General features: G+C 72.5%; 13 protein-coding genes. 6 read left to right on the top strand and 7 right to left on the bottom strand.

The features are described from left to right. The first annotated feature begins 66 nt into the window (after positions 1 to 66). Positions 67 to 1185 (top strand): TOMM precursor leader peptide-binding protein, encoded by a 1119-nt coding sequence (locus V6U90_RS06845; RefSeq protein WP_334432278.1) that lies wholly within the window; start codon positions 67 to 69, stop codon positions 1183 to 1185. Positions 1186 to 1189: 4 nt separating this feature from the next. After that, a complete protein-coding gene (locus tag V6U90_RS06840) occupies positions 1190 to 2545 on the top strand; it encodes an ABC1 kinase family protein (protein ID WP_334432275.1) in 1356 nt (451 codons plus the stop codon). A gap of 315 nt (positions 2546 to 2860) precedes the next feature. Here the strand turns inward: V6U90_RS06840 and V6U90_RS06835 are convergent, their stop codons facing one another. The 3 genes from V6U90_RS06835 to V6U90_RS06825 all read right to left on the bottom strand — a co-directional run bounded on the left by V6U90_RS06835 (position 2861) and on the right by V6U90_RS06825 (position 5916). After that, on the bottom strand, positions 2861 to 3226 hold the full coding sequence (locus tag V6U90_RS06835; protein WP_334432272.1) for a WhiB family transcriptional regulator: 366 nt from the start codon (positions 3224 to 3226) through the stop codon (positions 2861 to 2863). A gap of 130 nt (positions 3227 to 3356) precedes the next feature. Continuing rightward, the gene (locus V6U90_RS06830; protein WP_334432269.1) at positions 3357 to 3632 is read right to left on the bottom strand and encodes a hypothetical protein; all 276 of its coding nucleotides are present in this window, start codon (positions 3630 to 3632) and stop codon (positions 3357 to 3359) included. 124 nt (positions 3633 to 3756) lie between these two features. Next, a complete protein-coding gene (locus V6U90_RS06825; protein WP_334432266.1) occupies positions 3757 to 5916 on the bottom strand; it encodes an ATP-dependent DNA helicase UvrD2 in 2160 nt (719 codons plus the stop codon). A 113-nt stretch (positions 5917 to 6029) separates the two neighbouring features. Between V6U90_RS06825 and V6U90_RS06820 the strand changes: the two genes are divergently transcribed. After that, positions 6030 to 6275 (top strand): mycoredoxin, encoded by a 246-nt coding sequence (locus tag V6U90_RS06820; protein WP_334432263.1) that lies wholly within the window; start codon positions 6030 to 6032, stop codon positions 6273 to 6275. 89 nt (positions 6276 to 6364) lie between these two features. On the opposite strand, the gene V6U90_RS06815 is transcribed toward V6U90_RS06820, so the two are convergent. Beyond that, complete coding sequence (locus V6U90_RS06815) at positions 6365 to 7639, bottom strand: MFS transporter (protein ID WP_334432261.1); 1275 nt, start codon at positions 7637 to 7639, stop codon at positions 6365 to 6367. A 226-nt stretch (positions 7640 to 7865) separates the two neighbouring features. Between V6U90_RS06815 and V6U90_RS06810 the strand changes: the two genes are divergently transcribed. The 3 genes from V6U90_RS06810 to V6U90_RS06800 all read left to right on the top strand — a co-directional run bounded on the left by V6U90_RS06810 (position 7866) and on the right by V6U90_RS06800 (position 9674). Then, positions 7866 to 8852, top strand: a complete 987-nt coding sequence (locus V6U90_RS06810) for a helix-turn-helix domain-containing protein (RefSeq protein WP_334432258.1) — start codon at positions 7866 to 7868, stop codon at positions 8850 to 8852. 76 nt (positions 8853 to 8928) lie between these two features. Further along, entirely contained in the window at positions 8929 to 9174 is a 246-nt protein-coding gene (locus V6U90_RS06805) for a DUF397 domain-containing protein (RefSeq protein WP_334432255.1), read from the top strand. 254 nt (positions 9175 to 9428) lie between these two features. Beyond that, positions 9429 to 9674, top strand: a complete 246-nt coding sequence (locus V6U90_RS06800; protein WP_334432252.1) for a hypothetical protein — start codon at positions 9429 to 9431, stop codon at positions 9672 to 9674. Positions 9675 to 9854: 180 nt separating this feature from the next. Here the strand turns inward: V6U90_RS06800 and nudC are convergent, their stop codons facing one another. Genes nudC through V6U90_RS06785 form a run of 3 tightly spaced genes read right to left on the bottom strand, consistent with a single transcriptional unit; the run spans position 9855 to position 13443 of the window. After that, a complete protein-coding gene (gene nudC / locus V6U90_RS06795) occupies positions 9855 to 10796 on the bottom strand; it encodes an NAD(+) diphosphatase (protein ID WP_334432249.1) in 942 nt (313 codons plus the stop codon). Next, complete coding sequence (locus V6U90_RS06790; protein ID WP_334432246.1) at positions 10793 to 12136, bottom strand: M16 family metallopeptidase; 1344 nt, start codon at positions 12134 to 12136, stop codon at positions 10793 to 10795. The genes nudC and V6U90_RS06790 overlap by 4 nt, the downstream gene beginning before the upstream one ends. After that, positions 12133 to 13443 carry a M16 family metallopeptidase gene (locus tag V6U90_RS06785; protein ID WP_334432243.1) on the bottom strand — a complete coding sequence of 437 codons (1311 nt, stop codon included), beginning with the start codon at positions 13441 to 13443 and terminating at the stop codon, positions 12133 to 12135. Before V6U90_RS06785 ends, V6U90_RS06790 begins: the two co-directional genes overlap by 4 nt. Between the last annotated feature and the right edge of the window lie 34 nt (positions 13444 to 13477).

The raw sequence follows: 13477 nt of genomic DNA, 5'->3' as shown, positions 1-13477 counted from the left end.
CTGACGGATGACGTTCTGTGGATAACGACTGACGCACAGGCAGCGTGACGCTGACAGTGGTGTGCCATGACGCACAGTTCACTCCCCCGGCCCACCCTGCTGCCCGGACTGACCCGCCTGTGGCGCGACCGGCACACCCTGCAACTCGGTCTCGATCCGGCCCGGGCGGTACTGCTGGAGATCGCGAACCCGGCTGCCGCCCGGCTGCTCGACCTGCTCGACGGCGGCCACAGCGAACGGGCCATCCTCGACCACGCCGCCCGGATCAGGGTCGACCGCCCGGATGCCCGCAGCCTGCTCGACGCGCTGCGCACCGCCGGCCTGGTGGTCGCCGCGCACACCCTGCTCCCCCGCGAGCTGACCGGGCCGGCCCGCGCCCGGCTCGCCGGTGAGGCGGCGGCGATCGCGCTACGGGCCCCGGAGCACCCCGGCACTCCCGCCCAACTGCTCCGCCGCCGACGCGCCGCCCGGGTCGTGGTCACCGGGTACGGACGCCTCGGTGGTCCGCTCGCGGTCACGCTGGCGCAGTCCGGTGTCGGTCATGTGGATCCGGCACTCGACGGGCGGGTGGACGCCGTGGACATCGCCGCCGGATGGCTGGTCAGCGGCGACGAGGGGCGACCCCGGTCGGTCGCCGTCGCCGACGCGATCCACCGGACCGCGCCGGAGACCCGGACCGGCCCGGTCAGTCGCCGGCACGCGACCCTGGTCGTCCAGGGCGGGAGCGACCGCCCCGCCGGACTGCTCGCCGCCGGGTACGCCCGCCGCCGGCAGCCGCACCTGCTGGTCGGGCTCCGCGACGGCGTACCGGTGATCGGGCCACTGGTCCGCCCACCCGCCGGCCCCTGCCTGAACTGCCTCGACCTGCACCGCCGGGACCGCGACCCGGCCTGGCCGAGCCTGGCCGCGCAGCTCGCCGGAGAGACCGCCGGCGAGCCCTGTGCCACGGCGACCCTGCTCGCCGCGGTCGCCTACGCCACCAGCGAGGTGCTGGCCGTGCTGGACGGCGGTACCCCGGAGACCATCGGCGGATCGGTGGAGATCAGCTCGCCCGGACGGCTGCGTCGGCGGGCCTGGCCCCCGCACCCGGGGTGCGACTGTGGCGGTCGGCGACCGCTGGGACGGGAGGTGGTCCCGGCCACCCTCTCGTTGGCAGCACCGCAGCCCCCGAGTCGGTCACAATGATCGGGTGACCGACATCCCGCGCCGGGCCGTGTCCCGCACCGCCAAGCTCGCCGCACTGCCGCTCGGCTTCGCCGGGCGGACCGTCCTCGGCATGGGCAAGCGGGTCACCGGGCTCGCGTCCGAGGTCATCTCCGCCGAGATCCAACAGCGCACCGCCGAACAGCTCTTCAGCGTCCTGGGCCAGCTCAAGGGCGGGGCGATGAAGTTCGGTCAGGCCCTGTCGGTGTTCGAGGCCGCGCTCCCCGAGGAGGTGGCCGCACCCTACCGGCAGGCCCTCACCAAGCTCCAGGAGGCCGCCCCACCACTACCGGCGGCCAGCGTGCACCGGGTCCTCGCCGAGCAGCTCGGCCCGGACTGGCGGGACCTGTTCGAGGAGTTCGACGACACCCCGGCGGCGGCGGCGAGCATCGGGCAGGTCCACCGGGCCCGCTGGCGCGGACCGGTACCGGCCACCGGGCGGGGCCGGCGGGCCAAGGCCGTCGCCCGGCCGGTCGCTGTCAAGATCCAGTACCCGGGAGCCGGTGACGCCCTCCTCACCGATCTCAAGCAGCTCTCCCGGCTCGGCGGGATGTTCCGTGCCATCCAGCCCGGGCTGGACATCAAGCCGCTGCTGGTCGAGCTACGGGAACGGATCACCGAGGAGCTGGACTACGAGCTGGAGGCCGAGTCGCAGCGGGCCTTCGCCGCCGCGTACGCCGACGACCCGGAGATCTTCATCCCGGCGGTGGTCGCCGCCGCGCCCCGAGTCCTGGTGACCGACTGGGTCGAGGGCACCCCGCTGTCGACGATCATCCGGGAGGGCAGCCGGGAGGACCGGGACGCAGCCGGCCGGCTGATGGCGATCCTGCACCTGTCCGCGCCCGAGCGCGTCGGGCTGCTGCACGCCGACCCCCACCCGGGGAACTTCCGGCTCCTGCCCGACGGGCGGCTCGGTGTGATCGACTTCGGCGCGGTCGCGCGCCTGCCGGAGGGCACCCCGGAACCGATCGGGCGCCTGGTCCGGCTCGCGCTGGACGGGGACGCCGACGCCGTCGTGGCCGGCCTGCACGCCGAGGGTTTCGTGAAATCCACCGACTCGATCGACGCCCAGGCGATACTCGACTACGTCCGGCCGATGCTGGAGCCGGTGGCGGTGGACCGGTTCCGGTTCAGCCGGGCCTGGCTGCGGGCCGAGGCGACCCGGCTGGGCAACCCCCGGTCCGCGGCGTACCAGCTGGGCCGGCAGCTCAACCTGCCCCCGTCGTACCTGCTCATCCACCGGGTCACCCTCGGCTCGATCGGGGTGCTCTGCCAACTGGAGGCCGAGGCGCCGTACCGGGAGATCATGGAACGCTGGCTGCCCGGGTTCGCCGCCCCCTGAACGCACACCAGGGCATGCCGCACGATCCGTGGATCGACGACATGCCCTGGTGCGACGGGGGGAGATAGGGGTTACACGGAGCCCAGGTCGCGGGCCGCCTGACGGCGGGCGTCGGCGGCGACGGTACGGGCGGATCGGGGTGCTGCCTCAGTGCGCGTGGTGCTGGAACCGGCCTGAGGCCGGCGCATTCGCGCCCTCGACAACGCTTCGTGGAGTAAATACATCTCGTTGGCTCCGTTTCGGATCGGGAACTCGGTGGCGCGGGTTTTTCTCAGGGCCGGTCGCGGACCGGCGGAACTACGGATCGGGAACATGTCAGGCCACCAGCCGGACCGTGTTGCGTGACGTGACGACCCCGGTGGCCGCCAGCCGGGCCTCGGCCTCGACCCGCAGCACGGCGTCGCGGGCGACGTCGGCCTTACGCGGGCGACCCCGGGGCCGCTTGCGCGGGACGACCGCGCCACGCTCGAAGATCTCGCCACCCCAGACACCCCACGGCTCGGCCCGCTCGACCGCGCCGGCCAGGCACTCGACGCGCAGCGGGCAGTCCCCGCAGAGCGACTTGGCCAGCTCCAGCTCGGCAGGCGAGTCCGAGAACCACAGGTCGGGGTCGAACTTCCGGCAGGGGAGGTTCGCCTCCATCTCGACGCTCAGGTCGAGTGGGGCCAACGCCAGACTCATCTCCCGGTCACCTCTCTCTCACTTCGATCTCTTCGATCGGTGTTCCGACACTTCGGCGGTGCAAAAAACTGAGGCCGCGGATCCCGGTAGCGGGTTCCGCGGCCTCGAGGTGAGCCGGTTGGTCTGAGACTCAGACCGGTCTACCTCGAGGTGGAACGCCGCGGACGGCCATACGCTTCGTGGCGCCATCGACACCGTTGCCGGTGAAGCCACTGGTCCCGTCAACTCCGTTGGGCGCGACAGCCAGGATCAGTTCGACCCGATCCCGGAGCTGGTGCACCTGCGGGAGCTGGTGCGCCTGCGGTGCGCAGACAGCCCGACCCGGGGCCCACTGCGAGCCCAGGGCACGCGGGGAGACGAGGGCAGCCGGCAGCACCGACGGTTGCGCATAGGCGAGAATCTCCATTGGTGCCACCTCCTGACTGACTCTCGTGATGAACCCGGTCGACCCCCCGTGAGCAGCCGGAATGGCGCCGCTCGCGAGGTGTGTCCTGAGGCTATTCCTCACCCTGGGGCGAGGGCAAACGAATTTACGACTCGATTTCCGAAGTTTTTTCCGGCGCCCAGTCGTCGACCGCCGCGCCCGCCACCAGGGCCAGCACCGCCTCGCCGTACAGGCCGAGCTTGCGGGGGCCGATCCCGGCGATGGCCAGCAGTTCCTCGGTACGACTGGGCTTGCGCTCGGCCAGTGCGGTCAGCGTCGCGTCGGTGAAGACCACGTACGCCGGCACCTTCTGCTCTCCGGCCACCCGGATCCGCCACAGGCGTAGCCGCTCGAACAGCTCCTCGTCGATGTCGGAGGGGCAGGTGGGGCAGCGCCCCAGCTTGCGGTCCGCACCGGCGAGCAGGGTGGCGCCACAGATCCGGCAGGAGACGATCTGGTTGCGCCGCCGCTCACCCTTACGGGCCGCCGGGGCGCCGGCCCGTTCACCCCCGCCCGAGCCGTCCAACTGGGGCAGGAACCGGCAGGGCCGGCGGGGACGACCACCCGGCGAGCGGGCCGAGGCGTACGACAGCCAGAGCCACTCCCGGGCCCGGGTGATCCCCACGTACAGCAGCCGGCGCTCCTCCTCCTGCTGCTCGGCGGTCTTCGCGTAGGTGGTGGGCAGGGTGCCGTCGGCGAGGCCAACCAGGAACACCGCGTCCCACTCCAGCCCCTTGGCCGAGTGCAGGGAGGCGCAGGTGACCCCGTCGACCGTCGGCGCATGCTGCTGGCTGGCCCGCCGCTGCAACTCGTCGTTGAAGTCGGCCAACGTGACCGGGCGCTCGACCGCCGCCGCCTCGCCGATGGGCAGTACGGCCGGGCTGGCCGCGTACTCCTCGGCAAGCTGGACCAGGGCGGCGAGCGCCTCCCAGCGCTCCCGCGCGGCACCACCGGGCGGCGGGGAGTCGGGCGCCCAGCCGACTGCGGCCAGCGCCTCGACCACGGCCTCGACCAGGGGCGTGTCGCCCGGGATGGACCGGGTGGCGGCCCGCAGCGCCACCATCGCCTGCCGGATCTCGGCGCGTTCGAAGAACCGCTCGGCGCCCTGCACGACGTACGGCACCTCGGCCTCGGTGAGCGCCTTCTCGTACGCCTCGGACTGCGCGTTGGTCCGAAACAGCACGGCGATCTCCCGCGCCGGGGTACCCGCCTCGATCAGTTGCCGGCAGCGGGCCGCGACGGCCGCCGCCTCGGCCGGTTCGTCGGTGAAGATCCGCAGGTCCGGTTCGGGGCCGGACGGGCGCTGCCCGACCAGCTCCAACCGCAGCCGGGCCTCGGCACCCCGGGCCTGCCGGATCACCGCGTTGGCCAGCCCGACCACCTGCGGGGTGGAGCGGTAGTCGCGGACCAGCCGGACCACCACCGCCTCGCGGTGCCGGCGCGGGAAGTCGACCAGGTACGACGAGGTGGCCCCGGTGAACGAGTAGATGGTCTGGCTGGCGTCACCGACCACGGTGACGTCGTCCCGTCCGCCCAGCCACGCCTCCAGCAGCCGCTGCTGCAACGGGTTGACGTCCTGGTACTCGTCGACCACGAAATGCCGGTACTGGCCGCGTACCTGCTCGGCCACATCGGGGTGCTCCTCGATGCCCCAGACCGCGGCACGCAGCATGTCCTCGAAGTCGATCACGCCGTTGGCCCGCTTGATCTGCTCGTAGCCGGCGAAGACCTCGGCCACCTTGGCCGCCTCCTGCGAGGTCTCCCGCTGGGCCTTGGCCGCCGCCACGACGTACTCCCCCGGCTCGACCAGGGACGACTTGGCCCACTCGATCTCGCTGGCCAGGTCCCGGGCCGCGGCCCGGTCGGTGCGTACCCCGGCCCGGGCCGCCGCCAGGGTGACCAGCCGGACCTTGCTGTCCAGCAACTCCGGCATCTCCCGGCCGCCGAGCAGTCGGGGGGCGAAGTAGCGGACCTGGCGCAGGGCGGCGGCGTGGAAGGTCCGGGCCTGCACCCCGCCCACCCCGAGCGCGGTGAGCCGGGCCCGCATCTCGGCGGCGGCCCGGGCGGTGAAGGTCACCGCCAGCACGTGCCGGGTGGAGATCTCCCCGGCGAGTACCCGGTGGGCGATCCGCGAGGTGATCGCCCTGGTCTTGCCGGTGCCGGCCCCGGCGAGCACGCAGACCGGCCCGGCCGGTGCGGTCACCGCCGCCAACTGCTCCGGGTCCAGCCCGCCGAGTACCTGCCGGATCCCTGAGTCAACCACCACAGCTAGGAATCATGTCAGCCGCCCGAAGCGTTGCAGCGGTTAGCCTGGCTGGTCGGCGGAGTATGCGGGCCGCCCGGCAGACCGGCCGGATCGACGTCGTGGAGGACCTGAGCATGTTGACGATGTATTCCACCCCCTGGTGCGGCTACTGCCACCGGTTGAAGTCGCAACTCGACCGGGAGGGCATCGGGTACGAGGTCATCGACATCGAGCAGGACCCGGCCGCCGCCGAGTTCGTGATGAGCGTCAACGGTGGTAACCAGACCGTACCGACCCTGCGGTTCGCCGACGGTTCGGCCCTGACCAACCCGACGATCAACCAGGTCAAGCAGCAGCTCGCGGCGATCGCCGGGGCCTGACCGGGAACGGTGTGAGGAAGGGCCCCCGCTTAACGCTTTCGGTAGGTAAAGGGGCCCTTCCTAACGCCAGCGCCCGACTCAACAGGGGCTCACCCGGTCCGGCCCCCGGCGGGTACGCCCACCTCGGAGGCGACCGGTCGACGCGGCGCGGGGACGACTGGCCCGGGGATGACCGGCACCGACCCGGGCGCCGAGAGCCGCCGGCCGGTCCAGAGGTAGGTTGCGGCGCCGAGCACCGCCAGCGCCATCAGCAGGAACAGCAGGCGGTAGTCGACCACGCCGACGAGCAGCGCGCCGAACCCGATGGAGAGCGACTGCGGGCCGTTGACCAGTGCCTCCGACGCCGTGGTGACCCGGCCGAGCAGCGGTGCCGGGGTACGCCGCTGGATGAGCGTGGTGAGCCCGACGAAGGTCAGCGGCAGGGCGACCCCGGCGAGGATCAGTGCCAGGAAACCCAACCAGAGTTCCGGGTACACCAGGGCCAGCATGGCGGGGGCGAAGGCGGCGTTACCGATCGCGAGGGCGCCGAGTTCCCCGACCCGCCGGACCACCGCTGCGGAGATCAGCCCACCCAGCAGACCGCCGATGCCCTGCACGGTCACCAGGACGCCGACGAAGGCGGGCTCCCGGCCGAGCCCCTGATCGACGTACGCGAAGATGAGCGCCTCGCTCAGCCCCATCACCAGGACGGCCAGGCCGGTGCCGGTCACCGCCCGGCGCAGCGGAGCCACGCCGAGCAGGTGGCGCAGCCCGGCGCCCAGCTCGGTCAACCAGCTCACCTGGTCCCGGACGGGCATGACCTCCCGTACCCGGACCGCCCGGACCACGACGGCTGCGGTGACGAAGCCGGTGGCGCCGAGCGCGACCAGGGCCCAGCCGCCCACCCCGGCGTAGAGGCCGGCTCCGGCCAGTGGGCCGCCCAGCCGCAACCCCTGCTTGACGGTCTGGAGTACCCCGTTCGCCTCGGCCAGCAGGTCGCCGGGGACGATCTCCCGGACCAGCGCGTTGAGGCTGGCGGTGAGCGCGATGTACGAGAGCCCGTAGAGCGCACCGACCGCGTAGATGATCCAGACGTCCCCGGCGTCCCGGACCGCGAGCAGCGGGGTGAGCAGCACGGCGGTCACCAGGTTGGCGGTGACGAAGAACGGCCGCCGGGGGAAGCGGTCCACCACCCAGCCGACCAGCGGCGCGGCGGCCATCGGGGCGACCGTGGCGAAGATGGCCGCTCCCGCCATCCCGTCCGACCCGGTCAGGTCCTTGACCCAGATCGCGAGGGCCAGTAGCAGGATCGACTCGGCGACCATGCTGGCGAGGAGGCCGCTGAAGAGTAGTCGGAAGTCGGGATGGCGCAGGATCGTGCGCATGGGCGAGGGGTCCCTTCCGGTCGATGGGTGGGGCCGGCCCGGTGCCGCCCGTCGGCGTGTTTCCGCAGCCCCGGGCGGTACGGGCGGCAATTTTTGTGGCGAGACACGCCCGGACGGGGACAACGGGCGGCGAGCATGACGTCCATACTGACCGTGGGGGGCGAATTCCATAGAGTCACCGCCCCGGTTCGAAAACCGGGGCGTCGTCACCGAGAAGGGGACTCCCGTGCCTCCTGCCGTACCGAGCCCGATCCTGCGCCGGCGTCGACTGGGCACCGAGCTGCGCCGGCTGCGGGAAGCCGCCGGACTCACCGGTGACCAGGTCATCGACCGGGTCGGCTGGGCGTCCGCGTCCAAACTGTCCCGGCTGGAGAACGGGCGCAGCCGGCCGGACCTGCGGGACGTGCTGGACCTGCTCACCCTCTACCAGGTGGACGACCAGGTCCGCGAGGAGCTGGCCGCGATCACCCGGGAGGCCGGCGACATGCGCGGCTGGCTGCGGTCGTACCCGGTGATGACCCAGCGCCAGCGCAGTTACGCCGAGTTGGAGGCGGGCTGCGCGGAGATCCGCGAGTACAGCCCGGCGCTGGTACCCGGTCTGCTCCAGACCGCCGCGTACGCCCGGGTACGGATCATGTCCACCCGGCCGCTGAACCCGGCCGGGGATCCGGACGGGACGGTCGAGTCCGAGGACGTGGACACCGAGGTGGCCGCCCGGCTGGCCCGGCAGTCCCTGCTGGACCGGGCCGGCGATGCGCCGCAGTACACGGCGGTGCTGGACGAGGCCGCCCTGGGCCGGCGGGTCGGGCCTGCCGAGATGCTGCGCGAGCAGCTCAACCAGCTCTGCGACCTGGCCATGCTGCCCAACGTGACCCTGCGGATCCTGCCCCGGGACGTCCCGGTCGCCGACTGGTACCTGCCGCCGACCGCGTTCTCGCTCTACCGGTTCGCGGATCCCCTCGATCCAGAAACCCTCGCGATCGAGGGCGAATTTCTCAACTTCATGGTTTACGAGCGAGAACACCTCAATAGGTATAAACTGGTCTTCGAGTGGCTCTGCGCGGCGGCACTCTCCGCCGCGGACTCGCTGGACTGGCTGTCCCGGGCGGCGGGTCGAGCGGGTGACGGGCCGACACCGTCCCTGATGGCGCACGGGTTGGCAACGGCGCCAACCCAACGCAGCCGGCACAGTGGACACCTGACGGAGCACTGACCTACGGGGGGTCACGTTCCGGTCGGCCCGCGCGGAGCACTCATCCCACTGGAGTTATCCGACCAGGAGCACATCCATGAACAAGACCCGAAGCACCCTGCCGTACGCCCTCCTTGCCGAGCAGTTGGCGGATGCCCCGTGGCGTACCAGCACACGCAGCCAGACATCGAACTGCGTGGAGGTGGCGCCGCTCGGCGGCGATGCCGCAGCGGTGGCCCTGCGGGACAGCAAGGACCGGAGCGGCCCGGTGCTGCTCTTCGACCGCGCCGGGTGGCTCGACTTCATCGCCGGCACCAAGAACGGTCAGTTCGACCTGGCCTGACCCGTACCCCGACCGGGGCCGCCGGTCCGCCCACCCGGGCGGGCCGGCGGTCCCGTTGACGTCTCGGGTACGCCGGGCAGGCAGGATCCGATCGTCCGATCGGTGGAGTCGGAAATCCGGTTGGCCGTTCCACTTGCCGAGACAGTCTCACTGCGTAACATGACGAGATAGCTGACGTGGAACTTCCACGGAAGCCCCCTACCAGGGCAGACACGTCACCGTGCCAGTCACCGCCACGGTCACCGGAGACACCCATGCGGTTCCTGATCGTACGAACCGACATCCGCGCCGCCGCCGATGCCGACCTTGCCGCCGCGTTCGCGGGCGGGGGACGGCTCCGCGACGAACAGACCACCCCCGAGCCACGCCGGCAGACCCTGCACGCGGAGGACCGGGAGGCGGCGCTGACCCTGGCCCGGGCCCTCGCCGCGGTCGGTGCCGTCCGCTCCGGCCGGCAACGGGTCAAGGTGCTGCCGATCAACGACCCACCGGGTCGCTGACAAGACGCCCGTCGTGGACCGGTGCGGCTCCCCCGCCGTGCACCACGCCTCAACCGGCCACGACGGACAGGGTTCTTGGTCCGTGACCGCCGCGGCAACGACGGTCACGGACCAAGACCGTCCAGGATCGACGACATACCCCGGTCGTACCGGAGCCGACGACACACCCCGGACGGGCCTTCAGTCGTCCCACTCCAGCCAGTGCCGGATCAAATGGAACGCGATCGACAGCGGTGGTGGCAGCACCAGCACGATCCCGTCGTCCACCGGGACCGGCTCACCGGCCAGGGCCCGGCTGATCTCCCGCCGGGAGAACCAGAGCGCGTGGGATATCTCAGCCGGATCGACGCGTACCGGCCCGGCGGGATCGGCCACCGCGCGGAAGCCCAGCATCAGCGAGCCGGGAAACGGCCAGGACTGGCTGGCGACGTACTCGACCCGGTCGACCGGTACGCCCACCTCCTCGGCGACCTCGCGGACCACCGCCGCCTCGGCCGACTCGCCCGGCTCGACGTAGCCGGCCAGGCAGGAGAACCGGCGCCCGCCCGGCTGGCCCGACCAGGCCGCGTTGCTGCCCAGCAGACACCGGCCATCCGGGCCACCGACCCCGTCGTGTACCAGCACGATCATCGCCGGATCGGTCCGCGGCCATATCCGGTGACCGGTGTCGTCCACCCGCGACCAGCCGCCCTCGTCGACGGTGGTCGGCCGGCCGGTGACCGGGGAGTAGCCGTGCCCGGCATGCCAGTTCGCCAACGCGACCGCCGTGGTGAGCAGCCCGGCGTCCCGATCGGTCAGCAGGTGACCGACCTCCCGCAGGCCCGCCGGACGGGCACCGGTGACCGCCGGCAACTCCGCCACCACGGCGAAGACCGGCCCGCCGTCCGGCTCGACACCCAGGAACAGCCGCGCTGCCTCCGGGACCGGAGGTGCCTCCGCCGCCGGCAGCAGGACCAGCGCCGGCCGGTCACCGTCGCGTACCAGCGCCCGGCCACCGGCCGCCACGTCCACCACCAGCGTCCGCCCCCGCGACCACGCCCCGGCCAGCCAGGCCGGGTCGGTCCGGCGGTGCGCCGCCCGGTCCAGGGTGGACCGGGCGAGGGGCGGAGCGGCGTCGGTCACCCGGACACCGGCTCCGACCGGACCTCGGCCAGCACGGAGAGCGGGTCGGCGACCCGATCGGCGTCACCCAGCACCACGGTTACCCCCCGGGCCGGGGCGAGGTACCGGGCCGCCGCTGCCGCCACCTCGTCCCGGGTGGCCCGCGCCAACCGGGCGGCGTGCTCGGCGAGGAAGTCCAGCCGCAGCCCGTTGCCGGCGTACGCGGTGGTCAGCGCCGCCAACCCCGCCTGGGTGGACATTCCGAGCTGGAGGGTGCCCAGGGCGTACTGCCGGGCCTGCTCCAGTTCCTCCTCCTCCGGCGGCAGCGAGGCCAGCCGGCCCAGTTCGTAGTACGTCTCCAGCAGGGCCGGACCGGTCACCTCGGTGGCCACCTCGGCCGCCACCACCAGCTTCGACCCGGCCACCGAGTGCTCGATCATCGAGTGCGGGCCGTAGGTGTAGCCCTTGTCCTCCCGGATGTTCTCCACCCAGCGGGACGAGAAGTAGCCGCCGAAAACCAGGTTGGCCAGTTGCAACGCGGCGTGGTCGGGATGGGTTCTCGGTACCGCCGGCAACGCGATCCGCAGCGAGGACTGCACCGAGCCGGGCCGGTCGACCAGCAGCAGCGGCCCCGGCTCCAGCGGCGGCTCCGGCGGCAGCGTGACCGCACGTCCGGCCCCGTTCCAGCCACCCAACGCCTGCTCGGCCGAGTCCAGCGCCTTCTCCGGCCGGATGTCGCCGACCAGCACCAGCACCGCACCGGCCGGGTGTACCCGCTCGGCGTGCAGCCGGCGCAGCGCCGCCGGCCGTACCGCCCGGATCTGCTCCGGCTCGGGGGTCTGCACCGCGTACGGGTGCTTGCCGTACATCCGCTTCAGCAGCGCCGCCCGGGCCAGGTGCGCCGGCTGGCTCTGCGCGACCTGGATGTGGTCGATCAGCCGGTCCCGCTCGGTGGCCACCTCGTCGACCGGGTACGCCGCCCCGGTCAGCACCTCGGCCAGCAGCTCCAGGATCCGGTCCAGCCCGGTGACCAGGCCGGCGCCGGAGACCATCAGCCGGTCCGGGTCGAGCCCGGCGGAGAGCCCGCCGCCGACCTTCTGCAACTCGGCGGCGATCTCGATGGTGGACCGGGTGGCGGTGCCGGAGAGCAGGGTCTGCGACAGCACCGCGCCCCGGGCCAGGTGGGCACCGCCGAACGGCACCCAGAGCCGTACCTCCACCAGCGGGACGGCCGGTCGGCGTACCGCGATGACGGTCAGGCCGTTGGTCAACGTCCGTTCGGCCTGCGGCGGCAGCTTGAGGCGACGGGTGGGTCCGAGCGGCGGCAGGGTCCGCGGAGCGGGGGTGGTCGTCGCCGTCATCGGGCACCTCCGGGCATCACCTGGACGGACGCGCGGCGCTCCGGCCGCAGGGTGGCAGCGGCGCTGCGGATCTGCTCCTCGGTGACCTCGCCGACCAGCCGGGGTAGCTCGTTGAGCAGGCCCGGCTCGCCGCGCTGCTGCTCCAGCACGGCCATGTTGAGTGCCCGGCCGAGTACCGCGTCGGTGTCCCGGAGCAGGTGGGTGGCCATCCGGGCCTGGGTCCGGGCCAGCTCGCCCTCGCCCGGACCGTCGGTGGCCAACCGGTCCAGCTCCTCGTCGATGGTGCGCAGCACCTTGTCGACGTCCCCGCCGGGCGGCAGGTGGGCCTGGAGCAGCAGCGCGGTGGGGTCGCGGACGTCGAACGGGTCGCCCATGAATCCGAGGTAGCCGCCGATGCTGGTGACCGTCCGGTCCCGGTGCGCCAGCCGCTCGACCAGCCGGGACGCGTCGCCGTCGGTGAGCACCTCGGCGAGTACCACGTACGGCAGGTAGTTGGCGAAGTCGGTGACCGGGTCCGGTACCCGCCAGGCGCTGGCCACCGCGGGCAGCGGCACCAGCGGGTCGACGTACGACTCGCGGCGCTCGGCGGTCAGATCAGGCTCGGCGAAACTCGGCCGGACCGGCGCCGGACGGGCCTCGACGTCGCCGAAGTGCCGGTTGATCAGCTCGGTCGCCTCGGCGACGTCGATGTCCCCGCTGACCGCGAGCACCGCGTTGCCGCAGGCGTAGTAGCGCCGGAAAAAGTCGGCCGCCTCGTCGGTCGTGGCGCTCTCCAGGTCGACGAAGGAGCCGTAGCCGTCGTGCGCGTTGGCGAACGTGTCGAACATGACCGGTGGCAGCTTCAGCCACGGGAACCCGCCGTACGGCCGGTTGAGCACGTTGACCCGGATCTCCTCCTTGACCACGTCGACCTGGTTGCGCAGGTTCTCCTCGGTCAGCCGGGGGCCGCGCATCCGGTCGGCCTCCAGGAACAGCGCCCGCTCCAGCGCGTTGCTCGGCAGGGTCTCGAAGTAGTCGGTGTAGTCCAGGTGGGTGGAGCCGTTGAAGGTGCCACCGGCGCCCTGCACGTGCCGGAAGTGGGCCAGCTTCTCCAGGCTCTCCGACCCCTGGAACATCAGGTGTTCGAAGAGGTGGGCGAAGCCGGTACGCCCCTCCGGCTCGGACCGGATGCCGACGTCGTAGACGACGGCCACCCCGATCACCGGGGCACTACGGTCCGGGGTGAGCACCACCCGCAGGCCGTTGTCGAGGGTGAACCGCTCGACCGGGTACTTCGTCGCTGGAATTCTCGATCTCCGCGCCGCCACGGCTCGACCCTAGCGTGTCGGCACCCGCGGATGC

It is taken from the genome of Micromonospora sp. CPCC 206060, assembly GCF_036906895.1.
In the GTDB taxonomy this organism is placed as follows: Bacteria; Actinomycetota; Actinomycetes; order Mycobacteriales; family Micromonosporaceae; genus Micromonospora.
Note: the sequence above shows the minus strand (reverse complement) of the source record. Positions and strands in the feature narration are given on the sequence as shown.

Coding starts and splice junctions, on each gene's coding strand:
- V6U90_RS06845 (WP_334432278.1), top strand. CDS start 67: ATGACGCACAGTTCACTCCCCCGGCCCACCCTGCTGCCCGGACTGACC.
- V6U90_RS06835 (WP_334432272.1), bottom strand. CDS start 3,226: ATGAGTCTGGCGTTGGCCCCACTCGACCTGAGCGTCGAGATGGAGGCG.
- V6U90_RS06830 (WP_334432269.1), bottom strand. CDS start 3,632: ATGGAGATTCTCGCCTATGCGCAACCGTCGGTGCTGCCGGCTGCCCTC.
- V6U90_RS06820 (WP_334432263.1), top strand. CDS start 6,030: ATGTTGACGATGTATTCCACCCCCTGGTGCGGCTACTGCCACCGGTTG.
- V6U90_RS06815 (WP_334432261.1), bottom strand. CDS start 7,639: ATGCGCACGATCCTGCGCCATCCCGACTTCCGACTACTCTTCAGCGGC.
- V6U90_RS06805 (WP_334432255.1), top strand. CDS start 8,929: ATGAACAAGACCCGAAGCACCCTGCCGTACGCCCTCCTTGCCGAGCAG.
- V6U90_RS06800 (WP_334432252.1), top strand. CDS start 9,429: ATGCGGTTCCTGATCGTACGAACCGACATCCGCGCCGCCGCCGATGCC.
- V6U90_RS06790 (WP_334432246.1), bottom strand. CDS start 12,136: ATGACGGCGACGACCACCCCCGCTCCGCGGACCCTGCCGCCGCTCGGA.